This is a genomic window from Paenibacillus sp. J22R67 (assembly GCF_059692175.1).
This window is the reverse complement of the sequence record NZ_JCAUAX010000003.1, coordinates 178,721-190,561: the sequence shown is the minus strand read 5'-3', so window position 1 is coordinate 190,561 and position 11,841 is coordinate 178,721. Positions and strand designations below refer to the sequence as shown.

Genomic DNA, 11,841 nt, shown 5'->3' with positions numbered 1-11,841 from the left:
TTTTCTTCGTAAAACCCCTTATTTTCATTTGATACCTAAACTGGCGCGGTATTCCGTCGGGGAAACGCCGACAATTTTCTTAAAGGTTTTGGTAAAATGGGGGTAATCGTCATACCCTACATCCGCTGCAACATCAACGATTCGAACATGCGGTGCGGAGAGCATTTCTTTCGCCTTCGCCATTCGTTTGTTAATCCGGTATTGGACAAAGGTCTCTTGCGTGATCTTTTTGAAAAGCGAGCTGAAATACGTCGGCGTTAATCCAACCATAGCAGCGACTTGATCCAAAGAAATATCCTCTGACAACCGGCTGTCGATATACGCCTTGGCTTCTTCCATCGGATCTTTGAAATGACCGCTGCGGACGGATTGCAGCCCGCTGATCATCTTCAAAAGCCCCTTCTCAAACGCGTCTAGCGCTTCTTTCACGCTATCCGCCTGCAGATGAGCCGGAACGGAAGCAGGCGAGTAATGGCGAGCTTGAAAGCGTTTCACAAGAAGCGCATTGCAATCATCCAGCAGCTCTTTCAGCTGGGCTAGCGAGATATTCGCAGACAGGCAATATTCGCGCCAGCCTATGATGAGATTCCTGAATTCCTCCATTTGTAACGCCCATATTTGCTGTTCCATCTGATCGATCCACTCGATATAACGCGAAGGGGATAAATAACCGTGTTTCGGTTTTTTGATCAGCTGATCCAGCATGTCATGAACATCGCTTTTGGTCGCGGGTTTCAATAAATAGTGTCTGACACCGTAATTCATGCTTTTTTGTGCATATTCAAAGTCATTGTAACCGGATATGACAACGGTTTTAATATGAGGAAATTCCTCATGAATAATTTTGCATAATTCAAGTCCGTCCATTTTGGGCATGCGAACATCCGTTAACACCAGATCAGGCTCTGACACCCGAATTTGCTCCAAAGCAGCCTCGCCGTTCTCGGCCGTCTGAATTTTGGAGAAAGCAGGGGTGTACAGTTCCGCCATTTTTACCATCCCTCTGCGAATAACAGGTTCATCATCTACGATCAATACATGCATGTCCAGACCTCCTCATGCTCTCTGCGCTGCTAATCCAATTATGATAACCTACTACTGCTTGTTCATCAACAAACGTGTTTGCGCGAAACGCCAAGTGACGGTCTGATAGGATGACGATTCATCATTTTCTCCAATCCAAGCACCGGTGTATTGACCATTGTGATCTACCGTGACAGACAAGTTAAACCAACTGCACTTACCTTGCTCGTAATCAAAGGTTTCGCCATCATCGTCATAAAGCCTAGCTGTGCCAGGGTCGGTACCAAAATGCACCAACTCAATCTCCATAGGCGTCCCAGGTGCCGGAACATGCGGAAGTGCAGCTGTCGTTGGAATAATGGAGCCGCTTCTCACAAAAACAGGGATCTGCTCAAGGCCCGCCTGCACCCGGATCACACAACCGCCGATATACCGCTCTCCAGTCTCTAATCCATACCAAATGCCTGCTGGCAGAAGCACCTCACGCTCTGTTTCCCCCTCGACCAGAGGAGCTACGAGCAGCGCATCACCGACCATGTACTGGTCGTCCCATTCTCTTGCCTTCTTCTTGCCGTACGCGGCATCCGTCGTATTCAACAGCTGCTGCTCATCTGTCGCTAATTTGGCTTCAGCTACGGCAATCTCAGCTGGCGTCATAACAAACGGCATCGCCTGAAATGGCGGAATTCCCTGCTCGCGATAAACGGCAAAAGCGGTATACAAATACGGCAGAAGCTTCATCCGCAGTTTGATATAATGCCGCACGGTTCCTTCTACTTCGGGGTATGACCACGGCTTCGTCCCGTCTCCCCATGCGTTCAGCATCGCCATCGGCGAGAAACAGACGGTTTGCATCCGCCGAACCCAATCTTCGGCATTTCTCGCCCTGCGAACCTCCGGTGTCCACAGCAGTCCGCTGAAGGAAGAGCTGCATATGCCCCGAATAAACTGCTTATGATCATATAAATCCGAGTACAGGACATAAGGCATCGTCGAGGCGGCGCCATTCGAGGCTCTGACCAGTCCGTACGTTCGGCGGTTTTGGCTTCGGAACAGATCCGCCGTCATTTTTTGAAACATTAACCCATACATCTGTCTCATCTGTTCGCCGTCCAAGCCAGATGGGAACCGAGCATGTGCCGGGAACATCCAGGAATTGTTCGTCAATTCACTGCCATCGCATTCATCCAGCTTGTACCCGGAGACTCCGATATGGATGTGCTGTTCCTCATGCTGCTTCTTGTAGAGCTCAGCCGCATCTGGCAAAGAGTAATCCGGCGCAAGCCCGCCCCACACCGTATGAGTCCCCGAAAGCGGCTGCAGATCTGCATACATTTCGCTCTGAGGCGAAACGTAAGGATGCTCCCAGAGGTTCACGCGGAAGCCCTTTTGTGCCAGTTCATCTACAAAGCTAGCGGGCTCAGGGAACCGGCTTTTTTCCCATTCATAACTGACAGGATAGCTGTGGCTGTGCCAGCCAGGTTCCAGTCCGATGACATCACAAGGGATATCGTGAAGACGGAACTGCTCGGCTTCTTCAAGCACTTGCTGATCGCTGTATAGCGTCGGAACGCGGTGCCAGAAACCTAGTCCCCATTTCGGAGGCAAGACGCCTCCCCCGCACATTAAATTGTATCTAGCTACCACTTCTGAGAGGGTAGGCCCGCCAAACAAATAGATAACTGCGCCTTCGGCAGGAATCTGGATTTCCACTCGAGAAGCCACCGGCGTTGCCTTCCATCCCTTATCCGTATTGCGATCACGAATCTCTTCATGCTGCGTATCCTCTTGCTTCAAAGATGAGCCGAGATGCATCGTTACAATACGTGATGTATCCACCCAGACACCATACCCCTGATCGCTCACATAAAAAGGGACGGGCGCATGTGTTTCACCCGTATCCTGCTTAGGATCGCTGTTTACACGCAAATAACGGGTTCTTCCCCGTTGATTCATGCGCAGCAGCTGAAGGCCTGTCCCATACAGCTTCTCGGTCCGATTCAGCGGAAAGGACAGAATGAAGTTCCGTCCTGCTTCCTCAAGCTGAATACGATCCCAGGCAATGGGCGGTTCTACCTGCGGCATTTGCTGCAAAACCTCATCCTTAGGCGAAACCCCCATCCAGGTTAGCGGGGTGATCCCCTCGGGCTCTTTGATTGTCAAACGCCATATCCCTGGCGCTGTTTGCTCCCAATTATTGATCAGCATGCTCGAATCCCCATTCATCTATAGTGTTGGAACCTCTATGGCGTAAGTCCGACCAGAACTGCTGGCCAGCTTGGCATAATGGACAAGTGCCTGCGTTTTCAAATAATCCCTGCCGCTTGTCTCTGGCTCCCGCCCTTCTCGCAGTGAAGCCAGGAACTCAGCCAGCGTATCCGTTGCATCAATGCCGCTGTAATCTTCAATCAGCTGAACCTCTCCATCCCGAATGACGCGAATCTCCTTATCGACATATTCAATTGCACCCTCCGTGCCCTCCAAGCGCCAATTCCCGCTCCACGGCGTTTCAGTTCCTCTAGCTGAAATAGAGGCGTTATAGGAAGCCGTAATACCGTTATCCATTTCTAGGAACGCATAAGCATTAATAATGGCGCCGTCCTGCTCCCACGCATTGATCGGATTATACAGCTTCGCCTGCACCGTTTTCCCTTCTCTTCCGCTAAAATAACGAAGCAAATCAAAATGGTGAACACCAATGTCATCCAGAATACTGACCGTGTATCTTCTTTGTACGTTGTGATATCTGTAAAACTGTACATCCATAGAGGACAGGCTGCCGATAACACCCTCGTCCAGAAGCTGTTTCATTTTGCGTATATGCGGCATCCTACGGTAATTTTCGGCGATCATGAAAGGCAGCTTTTCTCGCTCCGCGCGAGCCACAACTTCAATGGATTCCTCATAATCAAAAGAAATCGGCTTTTCGCATAAAACTGCTAATTTACGATCAAATGCTGCATGATTCACCACGGTGTGCACCATCGGAGAAGTTACATTGACAAGAAAATCCGCCTGTTCCTGCTGTAAAGCTTCCTCTAACGATGTGTAAAAGGGAAAGGGATCATGCTGCATTTTCTCTTTCATCGCCGCATCTACTTCCACAACGGCTGCCAATAAACCTTGATCTCGCAGGCGCTTATACCAACTAAATCCTGCCGAACCTAAACCAACCAATATCGCTTTCACGTGCAGGTCACCTCTCCATCGTTTCGTTGAAAAAATATCCTGCAGCAGATGGCTCTGCTGAAGGATACTTTTCTCGTAACAACGCTTATTTGATATCAATCATAATTGCGCCTTGCTTCTTGTTCCAGCGATCGGTTGCCTCTTTAATAATTTCGTTACCGCCTTTGGCTTTATACTCTTCGATGACTTTTGGCCAATCGGTGATTGGTTCTTTGCCGTAAATCATTTTGATCATATGATCAACGATAATTTTGGGACCTACATCCGGTTGCGGCGCCGCAAGATCTGGGAATTTCGAGAATGTGCTCAAATCCGGATAGAAGCCAATGCCAGGCAGACCTTCCTTCGTTAACACTTCATCAAATGCTTTCAAAGTCGCTTTGCCATCCTCGTTGAGCAGCAATCTTGGTTTGTTGTAAGTGGAGTCATGCACCGCCCACATTGTTCCGCTGCGGAAACCTTCTTCATCTGTTTCTTCCTTGGTCGTCGGGAACTTATAGTTGATATTGCCGCTGCTGTCCTTAGTGTAAGTATCCCCTTCAATTCCGAAAGTGAAGAAAGTTTCGGCTTCTGGCGTCATCATCCAATCGAAGAATTTAATGATGTTTATGGCTGTTTCTTGCTTCACATTTTTGTTAATGAAGAAGGTTCGAATGACTGGCGCATAATAGAAGTATCCGCCTTTTCCTTCCGGCCCTTTTGGTGAACCTACAATTTCAACCTTGGACCCTGGAATTGCTTGTTGAATTTTCGTGCTGTAACCCGGTAAGCCCGAGGCATTTTGCGACCAAATGCCGGCTTTGCCTGACTCAATATTTTTGGAGAAATCCGTAGAGGAGATCGTAGCGAATTCCTTTGGAATCAAGCCCTCATCATACATCGTTTTATAAGTCGTAAGCGCTTTTTGCACATTTTCTACATCGAAAAATTTCGGAACCACCTGACCGTTCACCAGTTCAAATTGATCCTTGTAAGGCAGCACGTCGAACGCACCCAAAATAACGTCCGCATACTTGAAATTCTCCCTCATTTGATACGGATTCTCGACGCCGAGCTTCTTGAACGCCCGCAGCACATTCAGGAATTCATCGACTGTTTTCGGCGCTTGAAGCCCTGCCTTTTCCAGTAGATCCGTACGAATATAGGTCGAACGACGGGACGGATTACTCAAAAACTCAGGCACACCATAAATTTTGCCCTCATACGAAACGCTATCCCAAGCTGCTTTCGGAATCGATTTCATCAAATTCGGAGCGTACTGTTTCAGTAGATCATCCAGCGGCATGAATACGCCATTCTCTACGGAACCGGACATCGATTTACTGCCTGGACCGCCAATGCTGCCAACGACATCCGGGATATCGTTACTTGCGAACATGACACCGAATTTGGCATCCTCCATTACTTTGACGTCCAGATCCGTGTTGGTGAGCTGCTCAAGCTTCAATACCCATTTGTCCTTGTTCAAATCCGGCACACGCGTATGATAGCCAGTACTTACGGTTGTCGGGAAAAGGATAGAGAATTTCGCCGGTGCTTTCTTCGCATCTGTAGACGGCTGAGACGACGCTTTTTCCGCTACTTTGCCATCTGTTGAACAAGCGGTGAGCGCGGATGCTGCCATGATGACAGCGAGAGTGAGACTGATCGTTTTTTTCATATAACCCCTACTTTCCAACTTTTTTGCAAGCGGTTTCACTGCTCAGTGTTATCATAACGACTGCCTATCATTTTCTGAATGTATAAATTTAAGGAGCTATGTCATTTTATACGATTGCAAATCGGTCATCCTAATTTCTTTCCAAGGAACAGAACACCCTTTTTATTTTGATAACGCTCAGTTGCTTCTTTGATGATTTCATTGCCGCCTTTGGATTTATACTCTTCAATCACCTTCGGCCAGTCCGCAATCGACTCTTTGCCGTAAATCATTTTGATCATATGATCCATAATGATTTTCGGAGCTGCATCCGAACCCGGCGAAGCAGCGTCGGGGTATTTGCTATTCGCCTCCAAATCCGGAGCAAAGCCAATGCCAGACAACCCCTCTTGAGCAAGGATGTTATCAAAAGCATTCAAAATGTACGGACCATTCGGATCTGTTTCCATTTTCAGACGGTTAACCGTGCTTTCATGGGCGGAGTGCAAGGTACCTCTATGGTCCTGCTCTTCCTGCTCTTCTTTGTTAGTCGGTTCTTTATACTTGATTTTACCATCGACCACCGTATACGTATCGCCTTCGATGCCGAAGGTGAAGAACTTATAGGCTTCGTCTGATGACATCCAATCGAAGTATTTCACGATGTCCGCTGCCGTCTCAGGCTTTACATTTTTGTTAATATAATGTGCACTTGTAACCGGCAAATACATGAGATAACCACTTTTGCCATCTGGACCCTTTGGTGAAGAGATGACATCGATTTTCGCGCCCTTCACAGCGTTCGGAATATTCGTCCGGAAATCATTTAAGCTGACCAAGTTGGAAGACCATATCCCTACCTCGCCGGCACGAATATTTTTCAACCAATCCGTAGATGACGTTGTGGCGAATTCCTTAGCCATCAGCCCTTCATCATACATCGTCTTATATACGGTTAACGCTTTCGTCATATTTTCCACATCGAAAAACTTCGGTACAACTTGACCATTTACGAGTTCAAACTGTTCTTTATAAGGAAGCACATCAAATGCGCCGAGGATGGTATCGGCATATTTTAATGTTTCACGCCCCCCGTATGGGTACTTAACGCCCATCTCTTTGAATTTGCGGAGTACATTCACAAATTCTTCAACCGTCTTCGGCGCCGGCAATCCCGCCTTCTCCAACAGATCGGTCCGAATAAAGGTGGCGCGCCTGGAGGGATTGTTCAACCAGTTGGGAATGCCATAAATCTTGCCATTATAGGAGACAGCTTCCCAAGCTTCCTTCGGTACCACTTTCATCAAATTGGGAGCATTCTGTTTCAACAAGTCATCCAGGGGCATGAACATGCCGGCTTCTACGGAGCCTGACATCGCTTTGTCCGTCGCTGTCCCCAAACTTCCCACGACATCGGGCACGTCATTGCTTGCGAACATAAGGCCCATTTTGCTTACTTCCGTTATTTTCAAGGTGAGGTCGGTATTCGTCAGTTCTTCTAATTTTTTTACCCATTTGTCATTGTTAATATCAGTGCGGGTATGGTAGCCGGTGTTGGTCGTCGTCGGATAAGAAATGGAAAATTTCGTCGGCTGCTTCTTCGCCTCCGGCGTCGCCGTAGACGTAGCGGTTTGCTGCGGCTCGGTAGTTCCCGTGGAACATCCGACCATCGTACCTGCAGACAGTACTGCGGCGAGCGCCACAACTGCTACTTTTTTCAATGGAATCCCTTCTTTCTAATCGAAATTAGATACGTTTCCATACGGTTAAGACTTGACTGAGCCTACCATCATACCTTGAATAAAGTGCTTTTGCAGGAACGGATAGACGACAAGAATGGGTATCGTTGCGACAACAATAACGGCCATTTTGATCCCTTCGGGTGAGAGAAAAAGCATTAATTCGGACGATACATCCGATTGACCGAACTGGTCTGTGAATACAATCTCCCTCAAGCGAACCTGCAGCGGAATCCAATTTCGGTGATCGATGTAAAAGACAGCCTCAGCATAACGATTCCAGTGTCCAACTGCGTACATGATACCCATGGTCGCCATAGCGGGCTTGGAAAGCGGCAGTACAATGTTCCACAAGATCCGGAACTCGCCGCATCCGTCCATTCTGCCTGAATCCAGCAATTCAACCGGTAGGTTCAGAAAAAATGATCGCATAACAAATAGATTAAAAGCGCTAATCGCCATTGGGAGCATCAAAGCCCAGAGTGTATTTAGCAAACCTAACTGCTTCACCAGCAAATAATTCGGAATTAGTGGCGCACTGAAAATTAGTGTGAAAAGCACCATGATTAGAATTGATTTACGGAACAAATATTCAGGTCTGGATAACGGATAAGCTAGCGTTGTTGTCATAAACAAGTTAATGAATGTACCGAATACGGTAATAATGACGCTGTTCCGAAACCCTAACCAAATGGTCGGATCTTGCAAAATGAGCTTATAGCTGCCCAGTGTAAAACCAACCGGCCACAGCGAGACCTGACCAGCGTTAATCGCGACGTTATTGCTTAAGGATTGAGCAATAATATGGATGAGGGGAAGCACCATACTTAGTCCGAGAGCTCCCAACAGAATAAGATTAAAGAAATTAAAAATTTTATGGCCTCTTGTCATAATCATAGCAAGTTACCTCCTTTCGTATCTGTGTCATCAATACAAGCCTTCGCCCGTTACTTTTTTGCTGAATGTATTACTAAACATAATTAAAGCTAAGCCGACAACCGATTTGAACAACCCGATAGCCGTTGTGTAGCTGTACTGACGATCGACAAGTCCTGCACGGTATACAAACGTATCAATAATTTCGCCATTTTCGTTGTTGAGCGGGTTAAGGAAAACAAAGACGCGTTCAAAGCCAAAGTCGAGAAAGTTTCCGATTTGAAGCAAGAATAGAATTACAATGGTTGGTAAAATCGTCGGTATCGTAATAGAGAACACTTGTCGGAACCGGCTTGCACCATCGATTTGGGCGGCTTCGTATAGATCAGGGTTAATACCCGCAATTGCAGCCAAGTAGATAATCGTCCCCCAACCGCTGTCTTTCCAAATCCCTGAGGAGATGAGGATCGTACGGATATATTCATTTTCCCCTAAAAAGTAAATGGGATCGACGCCGAATAGGCCGAGAAGATGGTTGACGATGCCCGTAGATGGGGATAGTACGCCTACGACAACCCCGCCTACGATGACCCACGAAAGGAAATGCGGCATATAGACTACGGTTTGAACAATTCTTTTATAAGCCATGATCCGTAATTCATTGATCAACAAGGCGAGTATAATGGGCACCGGAAAAGCGAAAAGCAAATCGTAAACCCCAATGAGAATCGTATTTTTCAAAATCTGCAGAAACTCTGTATATTGGAACATTCGCTGGAAATTTTCCAGACCGACCCACGGACTCCCTTTAATGCCTTTGAATATGTTGTAGTTTTGGAAAGCAATGACTGAACCGAATAAGGGGACATATTTAAAAAGCAAGAAATAAATAATACCCGGTAATGAAATCACATAAATCGGCCAATGTTTTCGCATGAAAGCCCACTTCTGACTCTGCGATGAGAAATTATAAATTGTTCGATCGGATGGCTGAATTTTACTGGCCATGTTCTCCTCCCCTTCATGCCTACAGCATTTAATGTACTTCTTTATCTTACAAGGGTTGGCAGTAGCTAGCGATGGCGAAACTTATAGCGCTTTGTGTTTTTTTACGATTGATAAAATCACATCAAGACTCAATGCCGTACCGCTTCGCCGCACTTCGATACAGCCAATCTTCTGCAATCTGAATCGCCGTCGTCTGGTCAATCCAGCCGGCTTCGATTTGGTGCCAGAGGAACTCGCTCACCAGGCGCTTGATCACGATAATTTTGCCATAGCTCCACTCCATGCAGCGTGCATCGGACACGATCAGCGAGCTTTTGATCGCAGGAAGAGCTTCCAGCCTGTACTGCATGCTGTCACGGTATGTGCTCGCCCGGAAGTTAAACCACCAATGCCCGCCGACGTGCACATTGGGGAAATTCCATGCTGCTTGCACGATATCCAGGTTATTCAGCTCCGAGGCTACGACGAGCTCAAACGGACAGGCATACGCTTCAAATAATGCAGTCAGCTTCAAGATACGCGCTGGATCATTCACGGGCACGGCTGTTCCGCACCAGGAGCGTTCCACGCCGAGAAATAGCTGAATAAGCAGCCCTCTCTGCTCAGCTGCAGCTCCAATTTCGTGCATGAGCATCATCAGGATCTCATCTTTGGTGCTGTCTTGCCCGATGGCGACCTTATGATTGGCGCTGGCATTATAGCTCGGCAGCGTTGTCATGATCCCCTTGACGCCATCCTCTTTGTACGCATCCAACAATTGCCCGAGCTTCTCACGTGTTTCCGCAAATGCCGCAGCTCGGTCACTCGACGCTTCGATTTCCTTGACCCATGCCCCCAATTTCCCATCAATCCGTGGGATGAGAATGGCATTGTGTTCCATGCCTTGAAACTCGGCATGCTCCGGGATATTCACGACGAACCGCCCGGCTTGCATACGATTAGCTACTTCTTGCGCCCATTCAGCTCTTTGGGCAGATTGCTTGATGGCACTGTCAGCTTCCAGTATCGAAGCTTTATCGCTGAGGGTTATCCCATAAAGGTCTTTTAGAATGTGCGTAAATGCTATGTTCATCAAGGTATTTCTGGTTGCCTGGTACGCATCCAAGAACGCTGGGATTCGCAAATCCTCCGGGAGCTCCATGGCATTTGCCGGATAACCTGCTGCCTGCATTTCGCGAAACAGCCAGAAGTAATGGGCAACCTCCCAAAAATCTCTAGCAGCGAGACGATCCCCCACTAGGTGGGTGTGAGTATCCAAAACCGGTTGCTGCAGCATATGCTTCGTGAACGCTTCCTTACTGAGTTGTATCCCCATGCTCATTACTAATTCCTCCTCCTGCTACTACGATATTTTGATGAATCACCCTGCAAGAATTTGATCAATTAAAGCCAATTCGTCCTCTGTAAAATGAAGCTGGTTCAAAGCTGCGACATTATCGTCCAATTGCTTCAATTTACTTGCCCCAATCAAAGCGGAAGTCACGTGCCCCTTGCGAAGAACCCACGCCAAGGCCATTTGGGCCAGACTTTGTCCTCGCTCCTGCGCCAAGACATGCAATAGCCGTGATTTTGCAATTTTCTCCTCGGTTATGTCTTCAGGTCGCAGAAATACACTGCCCCCAGCTGCACGCGAGTCTGCCGGAATGTTCTCCAAATAACGATCGGTGAGCAGCCCCCTGGCTAACGGACTGTAAGCGATCGAACCAATGCCCTCTTGCACCAGCACATCCTGCAAGCCTTGTTCTAATCTTCTTTCGAACATTGAATAGTGCACTTGGTGGATCACGAACGGAGTTCCTAGGCTTTTCAAAATACCCGCTGCCCTCTCCGTCTGCTCTGCATTATAGTTGGACACGCCAACATACAGCGCTTTCCCTTGCCGTACAGCTTGATCCAAAGCGCCCATCGTTTCTTCAAGCGGCGATTCAATATCATAGCGGTGCGAATAATAGATATCGACATAATCCAAGCCTAACCGTTTTAGGCTCTGATCAAGACTAGCCAGCATGCTTTTGCGGGAGCCACGATCTCCATAAGGGCCATCCCACATGCGATGCCCTGCCTTCGTAGCGATAATGAGCTCATCGCGGTAGGGGAGCAGATCCTTTTTCATAATCTGACCAAAAGTTAATTCCGCAGAACCTGCCGGCGGTCCGTAATTATTCGCAAGGTCAAAATGGGTAATACCCAAATCAAATGCGTGTCGCGCCAATGCCCTGCTGCTCTCGAAGGTATCTACACCGCCAAAGTTATGCCATAAACCGAGCGAGATTGGCGGCAATTTAAGACCACTTAATCCCGTGCGATGGTAGGTCATTTTTGAATATCGTTGTTCGTCAGCCAAATAGTTCATATAAAAGAACCCTC

At 47.7% G+C, this 11,841-nt stretch carries 9 protein-coding genes; all 9 read right to left on the bottom strand.

The genetic code is table 11. From position 1 onward, the window contains the following. Window positions 1–24 precede the first annotated feature (24 nt). The 9 genes from AC58VC_RS12900 to AC58VC_RS12860 all read right to left on the bottom strand — a co-directional run bounded on the left by AC58VC_RS12900 (window position 25) and on the right by AC58VC_RS12860 (window position 11,827). Window positions 25–1,044 (bottom strand): response regulator transcription factor, encoded by a 1,020-nt coding sequence (locus AC58VC_RS12900; protein ID WP_497369172.1) that lies wholly within the window; start codon window positions 1,042–1,044, stop codon window positions 25–27. A gap of 51 nt (window positions 1,045–1,095) precedes the next feature. Then, complete coding sequence (locus AC58VC_RS12895; protein WP_497369171.1) at window positions 1,096–3,231, bottom strand: glycoside hydrolase family 31 protein; 2,136 nt, start codon at window positions 3,229–3,231, stop codon at window positions 1,096–1,098. Window positions 3,232–3,249: 18 nt separating this feature from the next. After that, the gene (locus tag AC58VC_RS12890) at window positions 3,250–4,311 is read right to left on the bottom strand and encodes a Gfo/Idh/MocA family protein (RefSeq protein WP_497369170.1); all 1,062 of its coding nucleotides are present in this window, start codon (window positions 4,309–4,311) and stop codon (window positions 3,250–3,252) included. Continuing rightward, the gene (locus AC58VC_RS12885; protein ID WP_497369169.1) at window positions 4,298–5,872 is read right to left on the bottom strand and encodes a type 2 periplasmic-binding domain-containing protein; all 1,575 of its coding nucleotides are present in this window, start codon (window positions 5,870–5,872) and stop codon (window positions 4,298–4,300) included. Before AC58VC_RS12885 ends, AC58VC_RS12890 begins: the two co-directional genes overlap by 14 nt. Window positions 5,873–5,997: 125 nt before the next feature. Further along, window positions 5,998–7,572: a type 2 periplasmic-binding domain-containing protein gene (locus AC58VC_RS12880; protein ID WP_497369168.1), complete on the bottom strand. Its 1,575-nt coding sequence runs from the start codon at window positions 7,570–7,572 to the stop codon at window positions 5,998–6,000. Window positions 7,573–7,617: 45 nt separating this feature from the next. Beyond that, the gene (locus tag AC58VC_RS12875; protein WP_497369167.1) at window positions 7,618–8,487 is read right to left on the bottom strand and encodes a carbohydrate ABC transporter permease; all 870 of its coding nucleotides are present in this window, start codon (window positions 8,485–8,487) and stop codon (window positions 7,618–7,620) included. 30 nt (window positions 8,488–8,517) lie between these two features. Further along, entirely contained in the window at window positions 8,518–9,474 is a 957-nt protein-coding gene (locus AC58VC_RS12870; RefSeq protein ID WP_497369166.1) for an ABC transporter permease, read from the bottom strand. A 121-nt stretch (window positions 9,475–9,595) separates the two neighbouring features. Further along, entirely contained in the window at window positions 9,596–10,795 is a 1,200-nt protein-coding gene (locus AC58VC_RS12865) for a glucuronate isomerase (RefSeq protein ID WP_497369165.1), read from the bottom strand. Window positions 10,796–10,834: 39 nt separating this feature from the next. Beyond that, the gene (locus AC58VC_RS12860) at window positions 10,835–11,827 is read right to left on the bottom strand and encodes an aldo/keto reductase (RefSeq protein ID WP_497369164.1); all 993 of its coding nucleotides are present in this window, start codon (window positions 11,825–11,827) and stop codon (window positions 10,835–10,837) included. Window positions 11,828–11,841 lie beyond the last annotated feature (14 nt).

What these genes read in the sequence shown, in the direction of transcription:
- AC58VC_RS12885 (WP_497369169.1), bottom strand. Translation starts at nt 5,872, where the DNA reads ATGAAAAAAACGATCAGTCTCACTCTCGCTGTCATCATGGCAGCATCC.
- AC58VC_RS12865 (WP_497369165.1), bottom strand. Translation starts at nt 10,795, where the DNA reads ATGAGCATGGGGATACAACTCAGTAAGGAAGCGTTCACGAAGCATATG.
- AC58VC_RS12895 (WP_497369171.1), bottom strand. Translation starts at nt 3,231, where the DNA reads ATGCTGATCAATAATTGGGAGCAAACAGCGCCAGGGATATGGCGTTTG.
- AC58VC_RS12860 (WP_497369164.1), bottom strand. Translation starts at nt 11,827, where the DNA reads ATGAACTATTTGGCTGACGAACAACGATATTCAAAAATGACCTACCAT.
- AC58VC_RS12875 (WP_497369167.1), bottom strand. Translation starts at nt 8,487, where the DNA reads ATGATTATGACAAGAGGCCATAAAATTTTTAATTTCTTTAATCTTATT.
- AC58VC_RS12870 (WP_497369166.1), bottom strand. Translation starts at nt 9,474, where the DNA reads ATGGCCAGTAAAATTCAGCCATCCGATCGAACAATTTATAATTTCTCA.
- AC58VC_RS12900 (WP_497369172.1), bottom strand. Translation starts at nt 1,044, where the DNA reads ATGCATGTATTGATCGTAGATGATGAACCTGTTATTCGCAGAGGGATG.